23 protein-coding genes are annotated in these 24,204 nt (G+C 61.8%); 20 read left to right on the forward strand and 3 right to left on the reverse strand.

The genetic code is table 11. The features are described 5' to 3' along the window. Positions 1–171 precede the first annotated feature (171 nt). The 17 genes from M1E12_RS13170 (at position 172) to M1E12_RS13250 (ending at position 16,331) form a co-directional block, all read left to right on the forward strand. Positions 172–2,022 carry a M3 family oligoendopeptidase gene (locus tag M1E12_RS13170; RefSeq protein ID WP_479562097.1) on the forward strand — a complete coding sequence of 617 codons (1,851 nt, stop codon included), beginning with the start codon at positions 172–174 and terminating at the stop codon, positions 2,020–2,022. Between the two features lie 20 nt (positions 2,023–2,042). Then, a complete protein-coding gene (locus M1E12_RS13175; protein ID WP_479562098.1) occupies positions 2,043–3,206 on the forward strand; it encodes an aminodeoxychorismate synthase component I in 1,164 nt (387 codons plus the stop codon). Then, positions 3,191–3,811: an aminotransferase class IV family protein gene (locus M1E12_RS13180; protein ID WP_479562099.1), complete on the forward strand. Its 621-nt coding sequence runs from the start codon at positions 3,191–3,193 to the stop codon at positions 3,809–3,811. The genes M1E12_RS13175 and M1E12_RS13180 overlap by 16 nt, the downstream gene beginning before the upstream one ends. 8 nt (positions 3,812–3,819) lie before the next feature. Next, positions 3,820–4,104, forward strand: coding sequence for a YciI family protein (locus M1E12_RS13185; protein ID WP_479562100.1), 285 nt, complete (start codon positions 3,820–3,822; stop codon positions 4,102–4,104). A gap of 60 nt (positions 4,105–4,164) precedes the next feature. Continuing rightward, a complete protein-coding gene (locus M1E12_RS13190) occupies positions 4,165–4,347 on the forward strand; it encodes a type II toxin-antitoxin system HicA family toxin (RefSeq protein WP_136538153.1) in 183 nt (60 codons plus the stop codon). 20 nt (positions 4,348–4,367) lie between these two features. Next, the gene (locus M1E12_RS13195) at positions 4,368–4,766 is read left to right on the forward strand and encodes a type II toxin-antitoxin system HicB family antitoxin (RefSeq protein ID WP_479564884.1); all 399 of its coding nucleotides are present in this window, start codon (positions 4,368–4,370) and stop codon (positions 4,764–4,766) included. Beyond that, positions 4,763–5,641: a heme-dependent oxidative N-demethylase family protein gene (locus M1E12_RS13200; protein ID WP_479562101.1), complete on the forward strand. Its 879-nt coding sequence runs from the start codon at positions 4,763–4,765 to the stop codon at positions 5,639–5,641. Before M1E12_RS13195 ends, M1E12_RS13200 begins: the two co-directional genes overlap by 4 nt. 136 nt (positions 5,642–5,777) lie before the next feature. Beyond that, positions 5,778–7,220 (forward strand): homospermidine synthase, encoded by a 1,443-nt coding sequence (locus M1E12_RS13205; RefSeq protein ID WP_479562102.1) that lies wholly within the window; start codon positions 5,778–5,780, stop codon positions 7,218–7,220. A 184-nt stretch (positions 7,221–7,404) separates the two neighbouring features. Next, complete coding sequence (gene omp10, locus M1E12_RS13210; RefSeq protein WP_136538150.1) at positions 7,405–7,770, forward strand: outer membrane lipoprotein Omp10; 366 nt, start codon at positions 7,405–7,407, stop codon at positions 7,768–7,770. Positions 7,771–7,973: 203 nt separating this feature from the next. Then, positions 7,974–9,899: a 5'-nucleotidase C-terminal domain-containing protein gene (locus M1E12_RS13215; RefSeq protein WP_479562103.1), complete on the forward strand. Its 1,926-nt coding sequence runs from the start codon at positions 7,974–7,976 to the stop codon at positions 9,897–9,899. A 121-nt stretch (positions 9,900–10,020) separates the two neighbouring features. Further along, positions 10,021–11,055 carry a ferrochelatase gene (hemH, locus tag M1E12_RS13220; RefSeq protein WP_136538148.1) on the forward strand — a complete coding sequence of 345 codons (1,035 nt, stop codon included), beginning with the start codon at positions 10,021–10,023 and terminating at the stop codon, positions 11,053–11,055. A 412-nt stretch (positions 11,056–11,467) separates the two neighbouring features. Next, complete coding sequence (locus M1E12_RS13225; protein ID WP_479562104.1) at positions 11,468–12,076, forward strand: hypothetical protein; 609 nt, start codon at positions 11,468–11,470, stop codon at positions 12,074–12,076. Positions 12,077–12,156: 80 nt separating this feature from the next. Further along, the gene (locus tag M1E12_RS13230; RefSeq protein WP_479562105.1) at positions 12,157–14,112 is read left to right on the forward strand and encodes a methyl-accepting chemotaxis protein; all 1,956 of its coding nucleotides are present in this window, start codon (positions 12,157–12,159) and stop codon (positions 14,110–14,112) included. Positions 14,113–14,295: 183 nt separating this feature from the next. Continuing rightward, positions 14,296–15,297, forward strand: coding sequence for an SPFH domain-containing protein (locus tag M1E12_RS13235; RefSeq protein ID WP_136538145.1), 1,002 nt, complete (start codon positions 14,296–14,298; stop codon positions 15,295–15,297). Between the two features lie 5 nt (positions 15,298–15,302). Next, positions 15,303–15,761, forward strand: coding sequence for an NfeD family protein (locus tag M1E12_RS13240; protein ID WP_136538144.1), 459 nt, complete (start codon positions 15,303–15,305; stop codon positions 15,759–15,761). Between the two features lie 46 nt (positions 15,762–15,807). Beyond that, on the forward strand, positions 15,808–16,044 hold the full coding sequence (locus M1E12_RS13245) for a CopG family ribbon-helix-helix protein (RefSeq protein ID WP_479562106.1): 237 nt from the start codon (positions 15,808–15,810) through the stop codon (positions 16,042–16,044). Continuing rightward, a complete protein-coding gene (locus tag M1E12_RS13250) occupies positions 16,044–16,331 on the forward strand; it encodes a type II toxin-antitoxin system RelE/ParE family toxin (RefSeq protein WP_479562107.1) in 288 nt (95 codons plus the stop codon). Before M1E12_RS13245 ends, M1E12_RS13250 begins: the two co-directional genes overlap by 1 nt. Positions 16,332–16,335: 4 nt before the next feature. Here the strand turns inward: M1E12_RS13250 and M1E12_RS13255 are convergent, their stop codons facing one another. Continuing rightward, complete coding sequence (locus M1E12_RS13255; protein WP_310241492.1) at positions 16,336–17,331, reverse strand: KpsF/GutQ family sugar-phosphate isomerase; 996 nt, start codon at positions 17,329–17,331, stop codon at positions 16,336–16,338. 150 nt (positions 17,332–17,481) lie between these two features. On the opposite strand from M1E12_RS13255, the gene M1E12_RS13260 reads away from it, so the two are divergent. Next, entirely contained in the window at positions 17,482–18,996 is a 1,515-nt protein-coding gene (locus tag M1E12_RS13260; RefSeq protein WP_479562108.1) for an outer membrane beta-barrel protein, read from the forward strand. A gap of 23 nt (positions 18,997–19,019) precedes the next feature. Here M1E12_RS13260 and galU read toward each other — a convergent pair whose 3' ends face one another. Beyond that, complete coding sequence (gene galU, locus M1E12_RS13265; RefSeq protein WP_310241490.1) at positions 19,020–19,907, reverse strand: UTP--glucose-1-phosphate uridylyltransferase GalU; 888 nt, start codon at positions 19,905–19,907, stop codon at positions 19,020–19,022. A gap of 194 nt (positions 19,908–20,101) precedes the next feature. Between galU and M1E12_RS13270 the strand changes: the two genes are divergently transcribed. Both M1E12_RS13270 and M1E12_RS13275 read left to right on the forward strand, forming a co-directional pair. Then, positions 20,102–21,313, forward strand: coding sequence for a lytic murein transglycosylase (locus M1E12_RS13270; protein WP_479562109.1), 1,212 nt, complete (start codon positions 20,102–20,104; stop codon positions 21,311–21,313). Positions 21,314–21,430: 117 nt separating this feature from the next. Further along, positions 21,431–22,654 carry an SGNH/GDSL hydrolase family protein gene (locus M1E12_RS13275; protein ID WP_479562110.1) on the forward strand — a complete coding sequence of 408 codons (1,224 nt, stop codon included), beginning with the start codon at positions 21,431–21,433 and terminating at the stop codon, positions 22,652–22,654. Positions 22,655–22,732: 78 nt separating this feature from the next. Here the strand turns inward: M1E12_RS13275 and M1E12_RS13280 are convergent, their stop codons facing one another. Beyond that, on the reverse strand, positions 22,733–24,187 hold the full coding sequence (locus tag M1E12_RS13280) for a glutamate synthase subunit beta (RefSeq protein ID WP_310241487.1): 1,455 nt from the start codon (positions 24,185–24,187) through the stop codon (positions 22,733–22,735). Positions 24,188–24,204 lie beyond the last annotated feature (17 nt).

The following is a 24,204-nucleotide window of genomic DNA, read 5'->3' on the forward strand; positions in this document are numbered from 1 at the left end:
TTGGGAGAAAGCCTAGCATTTTAACGGTCCTTAACCGTTTCTGGCACAATCCACAGACGTGCCCGCCGAACCGCAGCATGGTGGCTCGCCCCGCTCTGACACAGGCTGCAGCTTGCCGATCCGCTGCCGACTGACTACATCTCCCGGACAAAAGAGAGAAAGGACATCACCATGAGGATCGACCGTCGCCCCGCTTCCAGCCCCGCCACCGAGGCATCCGCGAGCCGGGATCAGAACCTCGGTGAATTGCCCGTCTGGAAGCTCGAAGACCTTTACCCCGGACAGACCTCGCCGGAATTCCTCGCAGCTGTCGAAAAAGCCGGCACCGATGCCTTGGCCTTCGAGACCAAGTGGAAGGGTAAACTGGCGGCCGCCCTGGAGACAGTTGGCGACGGCTCGCTTGCCGAGGCGCTGCGCGAAATGGACGCGCTGGAAGACCTGCTCGGCCGGATCGCGTCCTTTGCCGGCCTCACCTACTACTCCGACATGACCAATCCGGCGAACGGCAAGTTCTTCGGTGATATCCAGGCAAAGCTGACGGACATGTCCGCCCGCCTCCTCTTCTTCCCTCTCGAACTTAACCGCCTGCCCGACGATGCCGTCGACGCCGCCATGGACCGCGATCCGGCGCTCGGACATTTCCGCCCCTGGATCGTCGACCTTCGCAAGGACAAGCCCTTTCAGCTTGATGACCGGATCGAGCAGCTTTTCCTGGAAAAGTCGCAGACGGGCGCCGCTGCCTTCAACCGGCTCTTCGACGAGACGCTGGCAGCCCTCCGCTTCAAGGTCGGCGAGGACGAGATGCCGCTCGAGCCGACGCTGACACTTCTGCAGGATGCTGATCCGGCCAAGCGCAAGCTCGCCGCCGAAGCCCTGTCTAAGACCTTCAAGGAAAACATCCGCATCTTCACGCTGGTGACCAACACGCTCGCCAAGGACAAGGACATCTCCGACCGCTGGCGTGGCTTCGAGGACATCGCCGACAGTCGTCACCTCGCCAACCGTGTGGAGCGCGAAGTGGTCGACGCACTGGCAGAAGCCGTGCGCGAGGCCTATCCGCGCCTGTCGCACCGCTATTACAAGATGAAGGCGAAGTGGCTCGGCATGGACCAGATGAATTTCTGGGACCGCAATGCCCCGCTCGCCGAAACACCGGATCGGCTCATCTCCTGGGACGTAGCCAAGGACATGGTTCTCTCGGCCTATGGCCGCTTCGCGCCTGAAATGGCCGAGATCGCCGGCCGCTTCTTCGACGGCGGCTGGATCGATGCCCCGGCCCGCCCCGGCAAGGCACCCGGCGCCTTTGCCCATCCGACCGTTCCCTCGGCGCACCCTTATGTCTTGGTCAACTATCTCGGCAAGCCGCGCGATGTCATGACGCTCGCCCATGAACTAGGCCATGGCGTGCATCAGGTGCTGGCCGGCGGCCAGGGCGCGCTGATGTGCCAGACCCCGCTGACGCTCGCCGAAACCGCCTCCGTCTTCGGCGAAATGCTGACCTTCCGCGCCCTGCTCGACAAGACGACCGACAAGCGTGAACGCAAGGCCATGCTTGCCCAGAAGGTCGAAGACATGATCAACACGGTCGTGCGCCAGATCGCCTTCTACCAGTTCGAGCGAAAGATCCACACCGCCCGCAAGGAAGGCGAACTGACAGCAGAGCAGATCGGCGAACTCTGGCTCTCGGTCCAGGCGGAGAGCCTCGGACCGGCGATCAAGATCTCCGAGGGCTACGAGACCTGGTGGGCCTATATCCCCCACTTCATCCACTCGCCCTTCTATGTCTATGCCTATGCCTTCGGCGACTGCCTGGTGAACTCGCTCTATGCCGTCTACCAGAACGCCGATCAGGGCTTCCAGGACAAGTATTTCGAGCTCTTGAAGGCCGGCGGTACCAAGCACCATTCGGAGCTTCTCGCTCCGTTCGGCCTCGATGCCACGGATCCGTCGTTCTGGGCCAAGGGTCTGTCGATGATCGAGGGGCTGATCGATGAGCTGGAAGCGCTAGATAAGGCAGCCTGAACCGGAGCAGCCGACAGTCCATGCGTGACCACGCGCCCTATGCGCTCTTCCGCGACGACCGCGCGGGGACAAGCCTCGTCTTTGCCGAACCGGAGACGCTCGTCGTCGCCCGGACGGCAGACGAGGTGGAGCCCGCGCTTGCGCAGCTGGAAGCGCACCGGAAGGCCGGCAAGTGGCTGGCCGGCTATCTGTCCTATGAAGCCGGTTTCGTTTTCGAGCCGAAGCTTCGGCCGTTGATCGAGGTTGGGCGCGAGACACCGCTCATCGCTATGGGTGTTTTCTCCGCTCCGGCAGCGGACGATCACCTGCTGGCGCAAGCACCGTCCAACATTCCAAATGCGCCGCTGCTCAGCGATCCCCGCGCCGCCTGGAACTTTGATACCTATCGCAATCGTTTCGACCGACTGCATCACCATCTGCGCAAGGGCGATTGCTATCAGGCCAATCTCACCATGCCCATCAAGGCAAAATGGGAGGGCGATCCGCGCGCTGCCTTCTGGTCGCTCGTCGGCCGCCAGCCCGTGCATTATGGCGCCCTGATCGACTACGGCACCGGCCCTGTTATCCTGTCGCGCTCGCCCGAACTCTTCTTTTCCGTCGATGAAGAGGGCTGGATTGAGACCCGTCCGATGAAGGGCACCGCACCGCGTGGCGCGTCACCGGAAGAGGACGAAGCGATCATCGAGGCGATGCTGGGTGACGAGAAAACCCAGGCCGAAAACCGCATGATCGTTGACCTTCTGCGCAACGACGTCTCCGTCATATCGGAGGTCGGCACGCTTTCGGTGCCGAAGCTCTTCGCCATCGAGTCCTATCCGACCGTACACCAGATGGTGAGCTATGTGCGGGCCAGGCTCCTGCCCGAAATTGGCCTGCCTGAGATCATGGCCGCCCTCTTCCCCTGCGGATCCGTGACCGGTGCGCCAAAGATGTGGGCGATGCGCATCCTGCATGAACTGGAGGCCGGGCCACGCGATGTCTATTGTGGCGCGATCGGCTGGTGCGATCCCGCCGGCCCGATGCGATTTTCGGTGGCAATTCGAACCATCTCCCTTTTCAACGGCGGGCGCGCCGTCTTCAATGTCGGCGGCGGCATCGTCTTCGATTCGAAGGCCGAGGCCGAATACGAGGAATGCCTGCTGAAGGCGCGCTTTGCCGTGGGTGACGAATGGATTTCTCGCTGATCGAGACCTTGCGGTGGCAGCCGGACGCAGGTTTTCTGCGGCTCGACCAGCATTTGCGCCGCCTTTCCCGATCCGCCGATGCGCTCGGCTTTCGCCAGCCGCAGGACGCGAAGGGAAAGCTGCAGAAGGAAGTCTCGGGCGACGTGCCGCTGCGCGTCCGCCTCGTCATGACATACCGCGGCAAGATGGACGTGACAGCCAGCCCCTTTGAGCCTGTGCCGGAGGAAACCGTCTGGCGGCTCAAGGTCGCAAAGACGAAACTGCAATCCGAAGACAGCCTCTTCCGCCACAAGACGACACGTCGCGAACCCTATGAGGCAGCCCGCGCCGAATTCTCGAAGGAAGAGGCCGACGAAGTGATCCTGCTCAACGAGCGGGACGAGGTCTGCGAGGGCACGATCACCAATATTTTCGCCGAAGCCGCCGATGGCATGCTGCTCACGCCACCGCTCACCAGCGGCCTCCTGCCGGGCGTCTTGCGCGCCGAACTGATCCGCGAACGCAAGGCACGCGGCGAGGTCCTGAAACTCGATGACCTGCGCCACCGCAAGCTCTTCGTCGGCAACTCCCTGCGCGGGCTGATCCGCGCCGAACTGATCGAATAGGACAGCCCATGTTCATCCTCTCCCTCACCTATGTGAAGCCGACGGAAGAAGCCGATCGCCTGATGCAGCCGCATATGGACTGGGTGAATGAAGGCTATGACCGCGGCATGTTCCTGGCGTCGGGCCGCAAGAACCCGCGCACCGGCGGTGTGATCCTCGCCAGGGGAGAGCGGGCCGAGGTCGAGGCCTATGTCGCGGCCGATCCTTTCACGATCGAGGGCGTGGCTCTCTACGAGGTGACGGAAGTCGCCGTGACCCGCACTGCAGCTGGACTCGATGCGTTGAAAGAATAGCCATATCCGACTCGTTGAAACCGAGGTATGATGCGCATATATTGGCGCACGGGCACCGGTATGGAGAAGGATTCACGGAAGATTATCCAGCGCCTCAAGGTCGAGGGATATGAGTTGGTGTCAGTATCCGGCTCGCATCACAAGTTTCGGAAAGATGGCAAGACGGTCATCGTGCCACACCCGAAGAAGGATCTTCCGCTTGGCACCGCTCGGGCCATCGCTAAGCAGGCTGGGTGGATCTGATGAGCAAGAGAATTGGGCATATGCGATACTACGTGGCACTGGTTCATAAGGACCCCGGAAGCGCCTATGGGGTCAGCTTCCCCGACTTGCCCTCCGTGTTTTCTGCGGCGGACAGCGACGAAGATATTGTCAGCAATGCCATCGAAGCTCTGAGGCTCTGGGCCGAGGATGGAGAACTTCCCGCACCTGACTCGTACCAGGAGATAGTCGAAAGGCCAGAAGTCCGCGCGGAGTTGGCGACCGGCGCGTTTCTGATCCGCGTGCCTTTCATAGAAGATGACACGCGCACCGTCAGAGCCAACATCACGATGGAGGCCGGGACACTGGCTGCGATCGACCATGCGGCAAAACAGCGAGGTCTCACGCGTTCAGCCTTCTTGGCCAGTTGCGCACGCAAAGAGATCGAGCGCTCGGCGTGACCGATTTGAAGCTCGCTCGTTCTGGTTTCACCCACACCCCCTATGCCGGCCCGACCCGGCCCTTCACTATCGGCCTGACCGCTCTCGATCCTACCCGCTGGATCGAACCGGACGCAGAATTCGATCGCTACCTTGGAGAAAAGGGAGCGCTGGCGGCCACCCGCCTGACCGACGTCTTCCGCGCGACCGAGGACAGCCTTCCCGCCCAGGAGGAATGTCTTGCAGCGCTTGTCGCGCATTTGAAGGCCTGCCATCCGCAGCTTCTTGATGACGCGATCCCGACCGATCCGGGCCTGCCGCCGCTGCTCCGCGCCGGAATGCTCGTGCAGGATGACCTCGTGATCATGATGCGGCGAGAGACGGGCTGGCATATCGCCGCCGCCCATCTCTCCTTTCCCTCCTCATGGTCCCTCGCGGAGAAGTTCGACCGGCCCATGGAAGAAGTCCATGAACATGTCCCGGGATTTGAAGCCGGCACGCGCAATGCCGCGATGATCAACCGGATCTTCGACAATCTCGCGCCCGGCCACCCTGCCGAACGCTTCAACTGGTCGATCAACTGGCAAGAAAAGCTCTTTCACCCCGAAACGGGCCGAAACGACGCGGCCGAACCGGACGCGGCTGTGATACGGGTCGAGCGCCAGACCCTGAGCAAGCTGCCGGAAACCGGCGCGATCGTCTTCACCATCCGCATCTATCTCGACGCGGTAACCCTCTTCAAAAGGCATCCGGAGGGTAGACATCTTGCTCTGGCACTTGCCGAGCAATTGGAGGGGCTGACCGAGCCTCAACTCCGCTACAAGGGGCTTGATCGCCAGCGCAGCCGCCTCGTCGCACGGCTGCGGCAAGATGCAGCGTCGGAAAATCATGATTAGCCACCCTCTGCCCCTGCTCCCCCACCTTTATTGTGTCAGAGTTTTGTGATCTAGAACCGCCAGTATCGCTCTGGCCACAGCACACTGGCCGGAAACACGGCCCGGGCAAGAGACCCGCGCCTCCAAGGAGACAAGAATGAGCGAAAAGACCTACCCGGTTTATGGCGAGATCACCGGCCCGATCGTGATGATCGGCTTCGGATCGATCGGCCGCGGCACCCTGCCGCTGATCGAACGCCACTTCAAGTTCGACAAGAGCCGGATGGTCGTCATCGATCCCCGCAACGATGAAGCGGACCTGCTCGCCAAGCACGGCATCAAGCACATCCAGGCGCATGTCACCAAGGACAACTACAAGAAGCTCCTGAAGCCGCTTCTGACCGAAGGCGAAGGCCAGGGCTTCTGCGTCAACCTTTCGGTCGACACCGGCTCGCTCGACCTGATGAAGCTCTGCCGCAAGCTCGACGTGCTCTATATCGATACCGTCGTCGAGCCGTGGCTCGGCTTCTACTTCGACAAGAACATGAAGAACTCCGAGCGCACCAACTATGCGCTGCGCGAAACCGTGCGCCAGGAAAAGGCGAAGAATCCAGGCGGCACGACGGCCATCTCCACCTGCGGCGCAAACCCGGGCATGGTCTCCTGGTTCGTCAAGCAGGGTCTCGTCAACATCGCCAACGAACTCGGCATCAAGTTCGACGAGCCGGACCAGAATGACCGCGAAGGCTGGGCCAAGCTGATGAAGAAGGTCGGCGTCAAGGGCGTGCATATCGCCGAGCGCGACACCCAGCGCACCAAGAACCCGAAGCCGCTCAACGTCTTCTGGAACACCTGGTCGGTCGAAGGCTTCATCTCGGAAGGTCTGCAGCCGGCCGAACTCGGCTGGGGCACGCACGAAAACTGGATGCCGAAGAACGCCAAGAAGCACAAGAAGGGCTGCAAGGCGGCGATCTATCTGGAGCAGCCGGGCGCCAACACCCGCGTTCGCACCTGGTGCCCGACGCCGGGCCCGCAATATGGCTTCCTCGTCACCCACAACGAGTCGATCTCGATTGCCGACTACTTCACCGTCGAGAAGGACGGCGAGGTCGTCTATCGCCCGACCTGCCACTATGCCTACCATCCGGCCAATGACGCGGTTCTCTCCCTGCACGAGATGTTCGGCAATGGCGGCACGCCGCAGCCGGTGCTGCACGTTCTGAACGAAGACGAACTGGTGGACGGCGTCGATGAACTCGGCGTGCTGCTCTACGGCCACGAGAAGAACGCCTACTGGTACGGCTCGCGCCTCTCGCTGGAAGAGACGCGCGAGATTGCCCCTTACCAGAACGCCACTGGCCTGCAGGTGACCTCGGCCGTGCTGGCCGGCATGGTCTGGGCACTCGAGAACCCGAAGGCCGGCATCGTCGAAGCCGACGAGATGGATTACAAGCGCTGCCTCGAAGTGCAGTCGCCCTATCTCGGCCCGGTCGAAGGCCATTACACCGACTGGACCCCGCTCGACGGCCGCCCGGGCCTCTTCCCGGAAGACCTGGACGAAAAGGATCCGTGGCAGTTCCGGAACATCCTGGTCCGCTGAACGGTTAAGGCACGAAGTTGAGGTCCGTCGCTCGCGGCGGGCCTCTTTCCATGCAGAGCAAGCCGGGAAAACCCTGAGGAAGCAAGGCTATCTCCTTGCTTTGACCGAGGCTTCGCGGCATGGTTCGATGACATTGCAGAAGGCGGACGGCTGAGCCAAACCGCCGAGTTGGTGGGAGACAAGAATGAAAACCAAGTCCCTGGTCGCCGTCGCCGCAGCGAGCCTCGCCCTTTCGTCCTGCTATTCCAGCCCGCCCCGTCAGTTGCCGGCGGTCCAGCAGGGCCCGTCGATCGAGGGCGCCTGGGTCGACCCGAACGGCATCCAGTCCACATTCCAGGGCGGCACGTTCACCACGCGCACGACCGACACCAACCAGATCCTCGCATCCGGCACCTATATGCTGGTCAACGACCGGCTCGTCGAGATCAACATGACGTCGCTCGTCCGCAACACCCGCCAGAAGGTCAACTGCGCGCTCGTCACGCCGACGCAGCTCAACTGCACCTCCGACAGCGGCGCCCAGTTCTCGCTCGCCCGCAGCAACGTCTGACGAAACGGCTTCGGATGAAGTTCAAGGAAGCGGCCCCAGCGGCCGCTTCTGTCGTTTTGAGCGTCGCTAACATGCGGACATCAAGCGATTTTTGCTTGCCCTGCCCCAATCGAGATGAAAACATCCGCCATCCGAATTCTGGCGCGCGGCTGTCATCAATCCGTGCCAGAGTGCTGGCGATGGATTGCAACAGGAGACATAAGATGTTCAGACATTTGAAGATTGGCTTGTTCAGCGCCTCGGTGCTGGCCCTCACGGCTGGGACCGCCCTGGCCGATTTCGAACTCAACATCCTCCATATCAACGACCTGCATTCGCGCATCGAGGCGATCAGCAAATCCGACTCTACCTGCTCGGCAGAAGATGCGGCAGCCAATGAGTGCTTCGGCGGCATCGCCCGCGTGAAGTCCGCCATCGACAGCCGTCGCGCGGAACTTGAAGGCAAGAACGTTCTGACGCTCGACGCCGGAGACCAGTTCCAGGGTTCGCTCTTCTACACGACCTACAAGAGCGCTCCGATCGCCGACTTCATGAACGCCATCGGCTTCGACGCCATGGCGATCGGCAATCACGAATTCGACGACGGCCCGGAAGAGCTGGCCAAGTTCATCGACGCCCTCCAGTTTCCGATGATCTCCGGCAACACGCTGGCGGGTCTGGATTCGCCGGTGGCGGACAAGTTCAAGCCCTATATCGTCAAGGAATTCGGTGACGAGAAGGTGGCGGTTGTCTCTGTCCTCGCCACCGATACCGACGAAACCTCCTCCCCTGGTGACAGCATCCTCTTCGCCGACGAGATCGGCTATCTGAAGGAAGCGGTGAAGGAAATCGAAGCCGAGGGCATCGACAAGATCGTGCTGCTCTCCCATGTCGGCTACGCCAAGGACAAGGAAATCGCAGCAGCCGTTGATGGCATCGACGTGATCGTCGGTGGCCATAGCCACACGCTGCTTTCCAACACCGACGAGAAGGCTGCCGGCCCCTACCCGACCATGGTGAAGAACCCGGCCGGCACCGATGTGCCGATCGTGCAGGCCTATGCCTATTCCAAGTATCTCGGCGATCTCACGGTTGTCTTCGATGATTCCGGCGTCGTGAAGAGTGCCACCGGCGAGCCAAAGCTGCTCGACGCGTCCGTCACCCCGGACGAGGGCTTCGTTGCCAAGGTGTCCGAGCTGGCAGGTCCGATCGAGGAACTGAAGCAGAAGGAAATCGGCGAAACCGCAGAAGCCATCGATGGCTCGCGTGAAGTCTGCCGCGCCACCGAATGCACCATGGGCAATCTCGTCGCTGACGCCATGGTCGACCGCCTGAGCGACCAGGGCATCACCATCGCCATTCAGAACGGCGGCGGCCTGCGCGCCTCGATCGATGCCGGTACGGTCACCATGGGCGAAGTCCTGACGGTCCTGCCGTTCCAGAACACGCTAGCCTCGTTCCAGCTCAAGGGCTCCGACATCGTGGCCGCCCTTGAAAACGGCGTGGGCCAGGTGGAAGAAGGCGCCGGTCGTTTCCCGCAGGTCTCGGGTCTCAAGTACACGGCCGATCTCAACAAGCCGGCCGGCAGCCGCATCACCTCCGTCGAGGTGAAGGAAGGTGACGGCTTCGTCGCCATCGACCCGAACAAGGTCTACGGTGTCGCCACCAACAACTACATGCGCTCCGGCGGTGACGGCTACAGCGTCTTCGCAAGCGGTGGCCAGAATGCCTATGACTTCGGTCCTGGCCTTGAAACCGTGGTCGCCGACTACATCGCCAAGAACAGCCCCTACAAGCCTTACACGGACGGCCGTATCACTGTGATCTCCGCAGCAGCGGAACCGGCCGCAGCTGAGCCGGCGGCCACCACTGCCGATGCGCCGGCCGCACCGGCAACCACCGAAGCGCCAGCTGCCGCAGCCACGGCGCCTGAGACCACAGCGCCCGAAGCGCCGGCGGCAACCGCCACGGAGACGGCTGCAGCGGTCGCAGAGACCATCTACAAGGTGGTTGCAGGCGACAGCCTCTGGAAGATCGCCGAAGCCACCTATGGCGACGGCACGATGTGGGTGAAGATTGCCGAAGCGAATGCGCTGCGCAATCCGAACGTGATCGCCATTGGCCGCGAATTGCAGCTTCCGGCACAGTAAGACCTTGTGACGCACACCAACAGCCGGTCCGGGCTTCCCCGGGCCGGCTTTTGCTTTTATCAGATGATCCCAACACGCCTTCATGACGTAACGGTCGAGTTCTCATCACCAGGATATCAAGATGAATGCACTTCCCGCCCATTGGCCCTCCGACCATCCGCCCGTGAATTTCGGCAAGGTCGGCGTGCTGCTCGTCAACCTCGGCACACCTGATGGCACGGACTACAAGTCCATGCGCCGGTATCTCGAGGAGTTCCTGACGGACAAGCGCGTCATCGAGTGGTCACGGTGGTTCTGGTATCCGATCCTTTACGGCATCGTCTTGAACAAGCGCCCGCAGAAGGTCGGCAAGGCCTATGAGGAGATCTGGAACAAGGATCTCGATGAAAGCTATCTGCGCACCTATACCCGCAGCCAGGCCGAAAAACTCGCCGTGGCCCTCAAGGACCTGCCAAACGTGCATGTCGACTGGGCCATGCGTTACGGCCAGCCGGCGATCCAGGCGAAGATGAACGAGATGCAGAAGGCCGGATGCGAACGCATTCTGGTCTATCCGCTCTATCCGCAATATGCGGCCGCCACCACGGCCACGGTGAATGATGAGGCCTTCAAGGCCTTGCTCAAGATGCGCTGGCAGCCGGCACTGCGCACCGTGCCGCAATATGCCGACGATCCCGTCTACATCGAGGCGCTGGCCAATTCGATCAACAACCACCTGGCCACGCTCGACTGGGAGCCGGAACTGGTGATCACCTCTTACCACGGCATCCCCAAGTCTTACTTCATGAAGGGCGACCCCTATCACTGCCAGTGCTACAAGACGACGCGCCTGCTGCGCGAGCATCTGGGCTGGGAGAAGGAAAAGCTGATGGTCACCTTCCAGTCCCGTTTCGGGCCGGAAGAATGGCTGCAGCCCTATACGGACAAGACTGTGGAGAAACTGGCCAAAGAGGGCGTGAAGCGCATCGCGATCATGAATCCGGGCTTCGTTTCCGACTGCCTCGAGACGCTGGAAGAAATCGCCGGGGAAGCCGGGGAAGACTTCCTCCACAATGGCGGCGAAAAGTTCACCCATATCCCATGTTTGAACGACAGCGAGGATGGCATGCGCGTGATCGAGAACGTGGTGCGACGCGAATTGCAGGGTTGGGCCTAGAGCCAACTCCCAGAACTTTTTAGACGGTCGCCCTTGGGCGGCCGTTTTCATTTTGGGCCACCCCAATCAACACCACTATCCCGTGCGACGGGTTGCAGATCGACCGATCCGGAATTCGGCCGAATAAAAGTATGCAACCATAACGTTTTTTAGTCACATCAACTTGAACAAGACGGCTTCCGCCGCTCGCGATACATTGAAGATTAGCGATGTGATTTCATTTGCTTAAGCCGGTCATGAAGACACTGCGCCTCTTGTAGCGGCAACCGCGGCGTGATTGTGCAGCTGCGTCCCACTGTTCTCCTTTGAACTAAATTATTGGATTTAAATGCAATTTTAGAGGAGCGATTTCTTATATTAACGTTACGTTTAATAATGATGCCTAGAATTAGGGCATTCAAGGAGATCACTCATGCATCGTTTCCGTTTGCCCCTGGCCTCTGCGCTCTTTGCGGTATCCATTCTTCCGGCACAGGCCGAACCGCCACAGCCGGATGTCAACAAGCTCGTATCGCCGGCTCTCATCGAGGAGATGCGCGCGTTCATCGACGCTGAAATCGTGCGGGTTTCGGTCGACGCCCAGAACAAGCGTCTCACCGACCTGTCACAGGAAAAGATCGATGAGCTCGACAATCAATGGAAGGCCGAGCGCGAAGCCGCCGACAAGCCGCTGATCGCAGCGACACTGTCCAGCCCGCTCTCGGTTTACCTCGCCCGCATCCAGGGCAAGTCGCTCGGTCTCTACGCCGAGATCTTCGTAATGGACCAGAACGGCCTGAACGTCGGACAGAGCTCTGTCACCAGCGACTTCTGGCAGGGTGACGAAGACAAGTTCCAGAAGACCTTCGACGTTGCAGATGACGCCATGTTCGTAGACGCCCCGGAATGGGATGACGAAGCGAAGATCTGGCGCAACCAGGTGAGCTTCACCCTTCTCGACGCGTCGAAGAAGAAGATCGGCGCCGTGACCGTCGAGCTCAACCTGACCGAACTCGAAAGACGACTGCTGGCCGCATCCTGATCGGCCTGACGCGGAGCCATGACGGCGTTCGCCTAGACATTTTATATTGAGACCTTCAAACGTTGAGGCTGCCGAACGCCATGCTGAACAACATTTCCGTCACCACGAAAGGCTTGATCGCTTTCAGCCTGCTGGCGGCGATTGCCATCGCAAGTTCCGTATTCATTTACAATCGCACGATTGTTGCCAATGAACTTGTCGAAGAAAGCGACAAAATCAAAGCACTGGCAGATGCGGTTACTGAATTCAGCGACGACGTCTATGTCGCCGACCTCAAGCTGAAAACCTATCTGCTGACGGGCAACCGCGACTTCGCCGAAACGACACAATCCCTTCTCGGCGAGATGGCTCAGGACGTGACCGACCTCACCAAGCTTTTCAGTGAGCAGGCACCGGCGGAATTGCCTGCATTGCAGTCAAGCTTCGCGACTCTGGCACAGTGGCAGACGGAAATCGTGCAGCGCCAGATGGACCTGATGCGCTCGCCGGATACGGTCGAACTCGCCCGTGCGATCGAAGTCGGTGGTGCTGGCGAAGCTCTGGTTGAGCAAGCCCAACAGAGCCTTCAGCTGGTCACCCAGCAGTTTGCAACCCGCAGCACTGCAGCGAAAGAGCAGCAAGGCGCCGCGCTGTTGATGGTTGAACGGATAGCTTTGGGCGCGGCGATCGCCGTCGCAATCGTTGCGGCACTCATGGGCTTCTTGAACTATCGCCTCGTCTCCCGTCCGCTTTCCAGACTGGCAACCGCAACTGACCGACTTGCAAATGGCGACCTCGACATCTCGATTGTCTCTGGCGGCAAGGACGAAATCGGCCAGATGGCGGCATCGATGCAGATCTTCCGTGAAGCTGCCATCGCCAACAAGCGGCTGGAAGCCGAAGCTGAAGGCAACCGCCAGCGTGCCGAAGCTGAACGCATCGCCGCTCAGCAGCGTGCCGAAGCCGATGCGGCCGCCCGCCTGCAGGCTGCCACCTCGGGTCTTGCGGCTGGCCTGAAGCGCCTCGCCTCCGGCGACCTGGCCTTCCAGATCAACGAAGCCTTCGCTCCGGATTTCGAAGCCCTGCGCCACGACTTCAACCAGTCTGTCCGCCAGCTGAACCAGACCATGGCCGCGATCACTAACAGCGTTGCGACCATGGAAACTGGCACCCGCGAGATTGCGTCGGGCACCGACCATCTTTCGAAGCGTACGGAACAGCAGGCTGCGGCCCTCGAAGAAACGGCAGCAGCGGTGGAGGAAATCACCGCCAACGTCGTCAACTCCACCAAGCGCACCGAAGAAGCACGCTCGGTCGCGGCTCAGGCCAACACCTCGGCAAACCAGTCGTCGGAAGTCGTGTCCCGCGCCGAAGACGCCATGCGTCGCATCGAGGGGGCCTCGCAGCAGATCTCCAACATCATCGGCGTGATCGACGAAATCGCCTTCCAGACCAACCTGCTGGCACTCAATGCCGGCGTCGAGGCGGCACGCGCCGGTGAAGCCGGCAAGGGCTTCGCCGTCGTCGCCCAGGAAGTCCGCGAACTCGCCCAGCGTTCGGCCAATGCGGCGAAGGAAATCAAGGCGCTTATCCAGAACTCCTCGACAGAAGTTGCGGGCGGTGTGGATCTGGTTCGCAAGACCGGCGAAGCGCTGCGCACCATCGGCGGTTTCATCACCGAGATGAACACCCACATGGACGCAATCGCTCTGTCGGCCAAGGAGCAGGCGACCGGTCTCTCGGAAGTCAACCACGCGGTCAACGCAATGGACCAGACGACCCAGCAGAACGCCGCGATGGTGGAAGAATCGAACGCCGCCTCGGGCGCTCTGGCAACCGAAGCCGCCAAGCTCCGCGAACTCATCGCCCACTTCACCATCGATGGGGTCCAGCAGGCCCAGGCCTCTGCGCTTCGCGAAACCGCGCGCACCATGGCCCAGCCTGCAGCAGCCCGCGCTCCGGCACCGCGTGCAGCCGAACCCGCCCGCCACGCCGCCCCTGCCCCGCGCAGCCATGGCAACGCGGCAGTCGCGCAGGACAACTGGGAAGAGTTCTGAGAACTCTCCTTTGAAATCAGACCAAAGGCGGTGGGAGCGATCCCGCCGCCTTTCTGTTTTCCGACGCCCCCGTGACGGTTGGCGCCTGCTGGCTGTGATCCCCGACCCTTGCAATTCCCCTGGCACCCCACGATGTTAGCGCATGGGGGTGCGGCGTAGGCTGCGCCAGAGCTGGAGGAAGTCATGCCCATCACCGGTCCTGATATCGTCGTCATTGTCCTCGTCGCGCTCGTCATTCTCGTCCTCTTCGCCGGGATCAAGACCGTGCCGCAGGGCTATCGCTACACCATCGAGCGTTTTGGCCGCTACACCCGCACGCTTGAACCGGGCCTCAACCTGATCATCCCGTTTTTCGAGCAGATCGGCGCCAAGATGAATGTCATGGAGCAGGTCCTCGACGTGCCCACCCAGGAGGTGATCACCAAGGACAACGCCTCCGTCGCCGCCGATGCCGTCGCCTTCTACCAGATCCTGAACGCTGCAGAGGCCGCCTATCAGGTCGCCAATCTCGAAAACGCGATCCTCAACCTCACCATGACCAACATCCGCTCGGTCATGGGCTCGATGGATCTCGACGAACTGCTTTCGAACCGCGAGGTCATCAATGACCGCCTATTGCGGGTGGTGGATGAAGCCGTGCGTCCCTGGGGCATCAAGGTGACCCGCGTAGAAATCAAGGACATCCAGCCTCCGGCAGATCTCGTCGACGCCATGGGTCGCCAGATGAAGGCCGAGCGCGAAAAGCGCGCCCAGGTGCTGGAAGCGGAAGGCTTCCGCAATGCCCAGATCCTGCGCGCCGAAGGGGCCAAGCAGTCGGCGATCCTCGAGGCGGAGGGCCAGCGCGAGGCCGCCTATCGCGAGGCAGAGGCGCGCGAACGTCTGGCCGAAGCCGAAGCCAAGGCAACCCGGCTCGTTTCGGAAGCGATCGCCGCTGGTGACGTTAACGCTATCAACTACTTCGTCGCGCAGAAATACACTGAAGCGATGGCCTCGATCGGCACCTCCAGCAATTCCAAGGTCGTGCTGATGCCCATGGAAGCCACCTCGCTCATCGGCTCGCTCGGAGGCATCGGGGCCATTGCCCGCGAAGTCTTCGGTGACGAAAAGCGCCCGACCCCGCCGCGCCCGGCCACCCCGCCCCGCACCACCCCGCCGATCTCCTCCTTCAATCCGAACGGCGAGTGAGCGACATGATCGGTCGCATCATTGCCGAACTCGGCCCCTGGAGCTGGTGGGTGCTCGGCATGCTGCTTCTCGCGGCCGAACTCGTCATGCCCGGTGTCTTTCTGGTCTGGATCGGGCTCGGAGCAATCCTGACCGGAGCGATCTCGCTCCTGCTGTGGGAGACAGGGTTCTGGACATGGCAGCTGCAAGCGCTGGTCTTTGCCGCAAGCGCCATCGTCTTCACCCTGGCCGGCCGTCGCTATTTTTCGCGCCTGGAAACCGAGAGCGACCAGCCGCTCCTCAACCAGCGAGGCGCCAGTCTCGTCGGCCGCACGGCGGTGCTGGCAGAGCCCATCCGCGAAGGGCGCGGCCGGATCCGTCTGGACGACACATTCTGGCTGGTTTCAGGCCCCGACCTGCCCGGCGGCGCACGCGTCCGGATCGTCTCCGCAAACGGCCAAGACCTCAGGGTGGAAGAGGCGTAAGGCCGGCCGTGCTTGAAACCGTATCAAACAGTGGCATAGTGGGGCCATGACGATGGAACTCGACCTCACGCCAGACCTTGCTGCGCGGATCGACGCTTTGGCGGCACGATCCGGTGGATCACGTTCGCAAATCGTCCGCGATGCGCTGGAGAAGGGCCATTCCATCGAGTGGCAGGAGAAATTCGTCCAGAAGGTCCAGTCCGCGATCGAAGCGGCAGACCGTGGCGAGTTCGCCTCGAGATCGGACATCGAGAAGATCCTCAACAAACACCGACCCGACTGATGAAAGTCTCCTGGTCTCTTCCCGCGATCCGAGATCTGGAAGAGATACAGGACTATATTGCGGAGCGGCGTCCGGCATCAGCGCATCGCTTGATCTCCCGGATTTTTGGTCAAACCGAACGGCTGCTGTCGGAACGGCCAGAGATCGGGCGCGTCGGTCGCGTGGCGACGACGAGAGAGCTCGTCATCACGCGCACCCCCTACATCGTGGTCTATCGCCTCAGAACGGAAATAGAAATTCTAGCCGTGATACACGGCGCAAGGGATTGGCCGGAAAGCTTTCCCTAGTGCCTCACGCCACGCCGATGCGAAGCAGGTCGTGGAAGTGGATAAGGCCGATCGGCGTGTTTTCGTCGTCCACCACGATCAGCGCCCCAATGCCATGCTTGTTGATCATGGCGGCTGCGGTGGTGGCGAGCGCGTCACCCTTGATGACCTTGGGGTTGCGGGTCATCACGTCCTCGACGTTGAGGATCGACAGATCGCGGGCAAGATTGCGGGCCATATCGCCTTCCGTCACGATGCCGCAGAGCTTGCCAGCCTCGTCCGTGATGCCAACGCAACCGAAATGCTTGTGCGACAGGGTTTTCACCGCCTCCGGCATCGACGTCCCCACCGCGACCAGTGGAAGACGGTCGCCGGTATGCATGATGTCGCGCACATGCGTCAGGGCAGCGCCCAGCTTGCCGCCGGGATGGAAGGTGCGGAAATCCGACGGCGAAAAGCCGCGCGCTTCGAGAAGCGCAATCGCGATGGCATCGCCGATCGCGAGCTGCAGCACGGCGGACGTCGTCGGTGCGAGCCCATGCGGGCAGGCCTCCTGGACCTTCGGCATCAGCAGAACCACGTCGGCATTGCGCGCAAGCGTCGAATTCGCGCCCGCCGTGATCGCGATCAGCGGGATCGAGAAGCGGCGGGAAAAGGCGAGAATGCCCTGCAGTTCCGCGGTTTCACCACCCCAGGAAATCGCGAGGATTGCGTCATCCTGTGCGATCATACCGAGATCGCCATGATTGGCTTCTGCCGGATGCACGAAGAATGCGGGCGTGCCGGTGGAGGCGAATGTTGCCGCAATCTTCGAGCCGATATGGCCGCTCTTGCCGACGCCGGTCACGATGACGCGCCCGCCGATATCGCCGATCATCTTGACTGCATTGCAGAAGGGAGCCGCCAGCGGCCCGGCCAGCGCTTCTTCCAGGACGCGAAGTCCCTCCCGCTCGGTCGAGATGACCTTCAGAGCGGATTCGGTGGCACTGGCTTCGACGAGGTTCACTGCGCGCTTGATCATGCCGTCCCATACTGCGTTTGCCGGTCGCTGTAAATTCTCCTTTGCCCCGGGCGGGCCGGAGGACTGGCTTCTCAGGGAGAGTGATGACAACCAAACATTAACCATCAGGCTTTACGTTTGGGTAAGCATTGCAGTTTGCCGGGCGCAGGAATGAGTTCAGTCGAAAATCGGGATATGCGCGGCAAGTGCCGCCTCGGGCTGCGCGCCTTTGCAGGCGCCCTGGCGCTCTCCATCTGTGCCCACCCTGCCCTTCTGGCGGCTCAGCAGACAACGCCGCTACAGTCGAGCCAGTCGAGCGGCACGCAAACTGTTGGAACGAGCCAGCCGGCCCCTTCCACCTCGGGCACCCTGGATCCCAACTCAACGACGACGGCTCCCGACCCGACCGTGACCGGTACGGTCGATCCCAACCAGCCTCTTGAACCTTTGGCGGATCCTGATGCACTGCCCGTGGACGAAGACATGGGACGGCAGAACCTGCGGGAGAGCCGCCTCGACAACCCGACCGCGGAGCGCATCAACCGCGAGCTCGATGCGGAAGACGACAGCGGCATCCGTCTCGGCACGCTGATCCTGCGTCCCTCGATCAGCCAGAAGCTCGGCAGCGAGACCGAGAAGACCGGCAGCGTCAAGGAAGACAGGATCTTCTCCGAAACCGGTCTCAAGGGCACGATCACATCGGACTGGTCCCGCCATGAACTGACCGTCGGCGCCGAGGGTGCCTGGCAGGAGACGCTGTCGGGCGACGCTACCGACAAGCCGCGCGCCGACATCGACGCACGCCTGCGCCTGGATCTCTCCGACGACACCACGGCGACGCTATCCGGCTCTTACAATTTCAGCCGCGAAGACTCGGATGATCCGAATGCGATCTCGGGTGCCAAGGTCCAGTCGGGTGTGCATGAATATGGCGCCGGTGCTGCAATCGAGCGCGACTTCGGGCTGATCCGAGGATCCCTCGCCGCCGACATTACCCGCTCGCAATACTCCGACGCGGAACTCTCGGACGGTTCGACGCTCGAACGCAGCGACCGAAACCGGAACCGCTACACGCTGACCAGCCGTCTCGGCTATGAACTGTCTCCGGCCCTGATCCCCTTCATCGAGGGCACCATCGGCAAGATCGATTACGACGATGCCGTTGATTCCGCCGGTTATCGCCGCTCGGCCGATCTCTATGGCGCGAGAACCGGCGTGGCTTTGGAACTCGGTGAAAAGCTGCGTGGCGAGATCGCTGTCGGCTACGAACATCAGAAATACGAAGACCCACGCCTGAAGGAACTCTCGGCGCTGACCGTGGACGGCAGCATCTTCTGGTCGCCCCGGGAAGGCACGACCATCGACCTGACCCTCGACACCAGCATCGACCCGTCGACCACAGCCGGCATCAGCGGCGCGACGATCCATCGCGTGAGCGCCCAGCTGGCACACGACCTGCGGTCCAACCTGGTCGCCCGCCTGACCGGTGGCGCGAGCTTCACGAATTACGATGGGGATGCGAGCGCCAGTGATTCCACGTCCTATCTCACGGGCGCCGGTGTGACGTGGAAGGTGAACCGCTACCTCGATGCCACGGCCGATCTGACCTATGAGCGGACGAACTACAAGACCGGCACGGACAATGACAGCGTGACGGCCCTGGTGGGCCTGACCGCCAAGCGTTGAGCCGGCGGCCAGGATTTTCTCGATTATTTCAGCGCGGCGAGCAGAGCCTTGAGCTGATCTTCGATCGCCGGACGGATATCCGCACGCTCAATGGCGAACGCCACGTTTGCCAGGATGAAGCCATCCTTGGCACCGCAGTCGAAGGTCTGGCCCTTGAAGTGATATCCGGCGAAGTCCTGGGCCTGGGCAAGCTTCAGCATGCCGTCGGTCAACTGGATTTCATTGCCGGCACCGCGTTCCTGCGTCGACAGGATCTCGAAGATCTCCGGCTGCAGGATGTAACGGCCGTTGATGAAGAAGTTGGAAGGGGCAGTCCCCTTGGCCGGCTTTTCCACCATCTGGGTGATCTTGAAGCCACCCTCCAGCGTCTCACCGACGCCGACGATGCCGTATTTGTGCGCCTGTTCGGGTGCGCATTCCTCGACCGCCACGATATTGCCACCGGTCTTCTCATAAAGTTCGACCATGCCCTTGAGGCAAGCCTTCTCCCCGCGCATAATCATGTCCGGCAGGAGAAGAGCGAAGGGTTCGTGCCCCACGATGTCACGGGCGCACCAGACCGCGTGGCCGAGACCGAGCGGCTCCTGCTGGCGGGTGAAGCTGGTCTGTCCGGCCGTCGGCTGCAGCTCGTCGAGAAGCGAGAGTTCGGCGTTCTTGTTGCGGGCCTTCAAGGTCTGCTCGAGTTCGAACTGAATGTCGAAATAGTCCTCGATGACGGCCTTGCCGCGACCGGTGACGAAGACGAAATGTTCGATGCCAGCCTCGATGGCCTCGTCGACCACATATTGGATGACCGGCTTGTCGACGACCGTCAGCATCTCTTTTGGCACCGCCTTGGTGGCGGGCAGAAATCGGGTGCCGAGACCGGCGACGGGAAACACAGCTTTCCGGAGCTTTTTAGACTGAACCACTCATCCCTCCTGGAGGATCTAATCGATTAACGCCTTCATAACGCGGTCACGGCCAGTAACATACAATTGCTTCAAAATGGCAAAGACTAAGCTTGGGCGGACAACGTGGTAAACGGTTTGTTGACTGAACAGCATTAACCTGTGGTGAACAGCCTTGTTCCGGCTGCCAACACGAGAATGCACGGGAGATGCCCATGAAAAGACACCGCCCCAGCCTGCTCGGCGCCATTGCCCTGGCCCTGTCGACGTCGCTGATGCCCATGGAAGCGCTGGCGGATGCCGGTTTCCAGAAATGGATCCGCGACTTCTATTCCGTTGCCGCAAAATCCGGCATCACCGAGCGCACCTATAGGGAAGCCTTCAAAGGTGTCACCGAGCCTGACCAGTTTGTGCTGGAAAAGGCAGCCTACCAGCCCGAGTTCAAGTCGGAGATCTGGGACTATCTCGACAGCCGCGTGAACCCCTACACCGTCAAAGTCGGACGAGAGATGCTCGCCAAGCATGGCGGGCTGCTGAAGGCGCTCGAAAACCATTTCGGCGTCGACAAGCATGTCCTTCTGGCGATCTGGTCGATGGAATCCAATTACGGTGCCGCGCTTGAGCGTCCCGACCGGTTGCACAACGTTCCGCGCTCGCTGGCGACACTCGCCTATGCGGATCGCAAGCGGGCAAAATATGCCCGGACCCAGCTGATTGCCGCCTTGAAGATGCTGCAGAACGGTGATGTCACCAACAAGAACCTCATGGGTTCCTGGGCAGGTGCCATGGGCCATACGCAGTTCATTCCCTCGAGCTACCTGCTCTATGGCATCGACGCTGATGGCAACGGCAGCAAGGACATCTGGCACTCGATCCCGGATGCGCTGGCCACTGCGGCCAATCTGCTCGCCAAGAACGATTGGCAGACCGGTCGCACCTGGGGCTATGAGATCGTCGTGCCGAGAGGCGGCCACAAATATACCGGCCAGACCAAGACGGTTGCGCAGTGGCAGGCCCTTGGCTTCGCCCGTCCCTCCGGCAAAGGCTTCAGGAACGGCAGCGAACGGGCCGAACTCAAGATGCTCGGCGGGCCGAACGGCCCCGGCTTCCTGATGACCAAGAACTTCTTCGTCATCAAGCGCTACAACGCGGCCGACAGCTATGCCCTCGGCGTTGGCCTGCTGGCCGACGAGATCGCCGGCTATGGCGGCATGCAGCAGCGCTGGCCGCGCCCGAACGGCTCGCTCGACATCAAGGAGAAGTTCGAGCTGCAGACCCGTCTGCAGGCCTTGGGCTACTATGACGGCAAGATCGACGGCAATTTCGGCTCCGGCTCGAAGGCGGCGATCACGGCCATCCAGCAGCGCCTCGGCATGTCGGTTGACGGCCAGCCCTCGCGCGTGCTGCTCGACGCACTGCGCAACTGATCACGGCATGGCCGTGCATCGCAAAGGTTGACTTGCCCTCCGCCGCGATCCAGAAACATCGGATCGCGGCGGACTGCTTTTGTGAAGGCTGCCGCAGCGACGGCGAAGGAGTGTCACTTGAAGAGCCCGCGCGGATCCCTTGCCCGATTGCTCTGCCTCGGCCTGGCATTGATGCTGGGCGTAACGGCCTTTCTGACATCAGAGGCAGAGGCCCAGCAGCCGGAACGCCGCCGCAACCTGCTCGACATGCTCTTCGGATCAAGGCAGCCGGCCTATGTCCCGCCGCAGGACGCCCAGCGTCCGCGCGAGGGCAAGACACGCAAGAAGACGAACGGCAGCGTCACCACGATCAAGACCCGCCAGCCATCGACACGTGCCGCAGCGGCCCCACCACCGCCACCACCGAAGCTCGACAACGCCAAGAAGGTGCTCGTCGTCGGAGACTTCGTGGCTGCGGCCCTCGCGGATGGTCTGGAAACGGCGTTCGAGGATGCACCAGGGGTGCAGGTCCAGGCCCGCGCCAACGGCTCCTCGGGCCTCGTGCGCGACGACTTCTACGACTGGCCCGCGCAATTGCCGGCGCTGGTCGAAGAGATCAAGCCCAGCGTCATCGTGATCCAGATCGGCGCCAATGACCGCCAGCAACTGGTCACCGCAACCGGGCGGCTGGACTTCCGCACCGACGAGTGGTTCGCCGCTTACGGCGAGCGCGTTGCCAATCTCGCGACCCTTGCGGCTGCGTCCCAGGTGCCCGTGGTCTGGGTCGGCCTCCCGGCCTTCCGGCCGCAGAACATGACGGCGGATGCGCTGCGCCTCAACACCATCTACCGCTCCAGCATCGAAAAGGTGAACGGCGAATTCGTCGATGTCTGGGAAGGCTTCGTGGATCAGGAAGGCCGCTTCATCGTGACCGGATCGGACATCAACGGCCAGCCCGTGCGCCTGCGTGGCAACGATGGTATCGGCTTCACCGGCCCCGGCAAACGCAAGCTCGCCTTCTATGTCGAAAAATCCGTGCGTCGCTATCTCGGCGACATGACGAGCCCGGATCTCGTCCGCCTCGACGCCAGCAATCTGCCGGACCTGGTGAGCCTGCCGCCCTCCGAAAACCGGGGCATCACCACCACCCCGCCGATCGACCTCTTCGACCCCGAACTCGACGGGGCGGACGAGTTGCTGGGCGGCACGCTCCCGCCCTCCTCCAGCTTCCCGACCCCGCGCGACCAACTCGTGCAAAACGGCCGCATGCCGGATCCGCCGGTTGGACGAGTGGATTACGTGAAGCGGCCGGCCGAGCCAGCCACATCAACTGCAGCACCGCCGGCAACGGCGACGCCTTAAGCTCGCAAAAGCATCATCCCAAATCAAAAAGGGGCCGCCCGAAAGCAGCCCCTTTGTCATTCGTAGATGTGCGTTGCCTCAGCGCGGCAGGACGCTCTCGCCCATCAGAGCCTCGTCGATGGCGCGGGCGGCCTGACGTCCCTCGCGGATCGCCCAGACGACCAGCGACTGACCGCGACGGGCGTCGCCGGCAACCCAGAGCTTGTCGACCGAGGAGCGATAGTCTTTGTCATTGGCAACGACATTGGTCGAGCCGCGGCGGTCGGTGTTGAGTTCGAGCTTGCCGTCGAGTTCCTTCAGCACGCTGTCGGTGAACGGACCGGAGAAGCCGATCGCGATGAAGGCGAGATCGGCCTTGATGATGAACTCCGTGCCCGGGATCGGCTTGCGGCGCTCATCGACCTGGCAGCACTTCACGCCGGTCAGAACGCCGTCTTCGCCGACGAATTCGAGCGTTGCCACCTGGAACTCGCGCACGGCACCTTCGGCCTGGCTCGACGAGGTGCGCATCTTGGTCGCCCAGAAGGGCCAGACAGCGAGCTTGTCTTCCGTCTGCGGCGGACGCGGACGGATGTCGAGCTGGGTGACCTTGACGGCGCCCTGGCGGAAGGCTGTGCCGACGCAGTCCGACGCCGTGTCGCCACCACCGACGACGACGACATGCTTGCCGCCGGCGAGGATCGGATCGGCCGGCCAACCATTGCTGTCGATGTTTTCGCGACCGACGCGACGGTTCTGCTGCACGAGATAGGGCATGGCATCATGCACACCATGGAACTCGACGCCGGGGATGCCGGCCTCGCGCGGGGTTTCCGAACCACCGCAATAAAGCACCGCATCATAATCTGCGCGCAGCTTCTCGACGGTCACGTCTACGCCGACATTGACGCCGCAATGGAAGGTGACGTTTTCGCCCTTCATCTGCTCGACGCGCCGATCGATGAAGTTCTTTTCCATCTTGAAGTCCGGGATGCCGTAGCGCAGCAGGCCGCCGGGCTTGGTTTCACGCTCATAGACATGCACTTCATGGCCGGCGCGGCCAAGCTGCTGGGCAGCGGCAAGCCCCGACGGGCCGGAGCCGATGATCGCGACTTTCTTGCCGGTATGGATCGTTGCCGGCTGCGGCACGATGAAACCGAGCTCATAGGCCTTGTCGGCAATCGCCTGCTCGACCGTCTTGATCGCGACCGGCATGTCTTCGAGATTCAGCGTGCAGGCTTCCTCGCAAGGCGCTGGGCAGACGCGACCGGTGAATTCCGGGAAGTTGTTGGTCGAGTGGAGGTTGCGGATCGCCTCCTCCCACTTGTTGTTATAGACGAGGTCGTTCCAGTCCGGGATCTGGTTATGCACCGGACAGCCGGTCGGACCATGGCAATAGGGAATGCCGCAATCCATGCAGCGCGCCGCCTGCTTGGTGACCTCGGCATCCGACATGGGGATGGTGAATTCGCGGAAATGGCGGATGCGGTCGGAGGCCGGCTGATACTTCGCCACCTGCCGGTCGATTTCCATGAAACCTGTAACCTTGCCCATTTTAAAGTCCTGCTAAT

It is taken from the genome of Rhizobium sp. K33 (assembly GCF_056501445.1).

Excerpts from the sequence above, each read along its gene's own strand:
- M1E12_RS13250 (WP_479562107.1), top strand. The coding sequence starts at position 16,044 with ATGAAAGTCTCCTGGTCTCTTCCCGCGATCCGAGATCTGGAAGAGATA.
- M1E12_RS13240 (WP_136538144.1), top strand. The coding sequence starts at position 15,303 with ATGATCGGTCGCATCATTGCCGAACTCGGCCCCTGGAGCTGGTGGGTG.
- M1E12_RS13235 (WP_136538145.1), top strand. The coding sequence starts at position 14,296 with ATGCCCATCACCGGTCCTGATATCGTCGTCATTGTCCTCGTCGCGCTC.
- M1E12_RS13175 (WP_479562098.1), top strand. The coding sequence starts at position 2,043 with ATGCGTGACCACGCGCCCTATGCGCTCTTCCGCGACGACCGCGCGGGG.
- M1E12_RS13170 (WP_479562097.1), top strand. The coding sequence starts at position 172 with ATGAGGATCGACCGTCGCCCCGCTTCCAGCCCCGCCACCGAGGCATCC.
- M1E12_RS13215 (WP_479562103.1), top strand. The coding sequence starts at position 7,974 with ATGTTCAGACATTTGAAGATTGGCTTGTTCAGCGCCTCGGTGCTGGCC.
- M1E12_RS13205 (WP_479562102.1), top strand. The coding sequence starts at position 5,778 with ATGAGCGAAAAGACCTACCCGGTTTATGGCGAGATCACCGGCCCGATC.
- M1E12_RS13260 (WP_479562108.1), top strand. The coding sequence starts at position 17,482 with ATGAGTTCAGTCGAAAATCGGGATATGCGCGGCAAGTGCCGCCTCGGG.
- M1E12_RS13280 (WP_310241487.1), bottom strand. The coding sequence starts at position 24,187 with ATGGGCAAGGTTACAGGTTTCATGGAAATCGACCGGCAGGTGGCGAAG.
- M1E12_RS13190 (WP_136538153.1), top strand. The coding sequence starts at position 4,165 with ATGGAGAAGGATTCACGGAAGATTATCCAGCGCCTCAAGGTCGAGGGA.
- hemH (WP_136538148.1), top strand. The coding sequence starts at position 10,021 with ATGAATGCACTTCCCGCCCATTGGCCCTCCGACCATCCGCCCGTGAAT.
- M1E12_RS13195 (WP_479564884.1), top strand. The coding sequence starts at position 4,368 with ATGCGATACTACGTGGCACTGGTTCATAAGGACCCCGGAAGCGCCTAT.
- M1E12_RS13180 (WP_479562099.1), top strand. The coding sequence starts at position 3,191 with ATGGATTTCTCGCTGATCGAGACCTTGCGGTGGCAGCCGGACGCAGGT.
- M1E12_RS13255 (WP_310241492.1), bottom strand. The coding sequence starts at position 17,331 with ATGATCAAGCGCGCAGTGAACCTCGTCGAAGCCAGTGCCACCGAATCC.
- M1E12_RS13245 (WP_479562106.1), top strand. The coding sequence starts at position 15,808 with ATGACGATGGAACTCGACCTCACGCCAGACCTTGCTGCGCGGATCGAC.
- M1E12_RS13270 (WP_479562109.1), top strand. The coding sequence starts at position 20,102 with ATGAAAAGACACCGCCCCAGCCTGCTCGGCGCCATTGCCCTGGCCCTG.
- omp10 (WP_136538150.1), top strand. The coding sequence starts at position 7,405 with ATGAAAACCAAGTCCCTGGTCGCCGTCGCCGCAGCGAGCCTCGCCCTT.
- M1E12_RS13225 (WP_479562104.1), top strand. The coding sequence starts at position 11,468 with ATGCATCGTTTCCGTTTGCCCCTGGCCTCTGCGCTCTTTGCGGTATCC.
- M1E12_RS13230 (WP_479562105.1), top strand. The coding sequence starts at position 12,157 with ATGCTGAACAACATTTCCGTCACCACGAAAGGCTTGATCGCTTTCAGC.
- M1E12_RS13185 (WP_479562100.1), top strand. The coding sequence starts at position 3,820 with ATGTTCATCCTCTCCCTCACCTATGTGAAGCCGACGGAAGAAGCCGAT.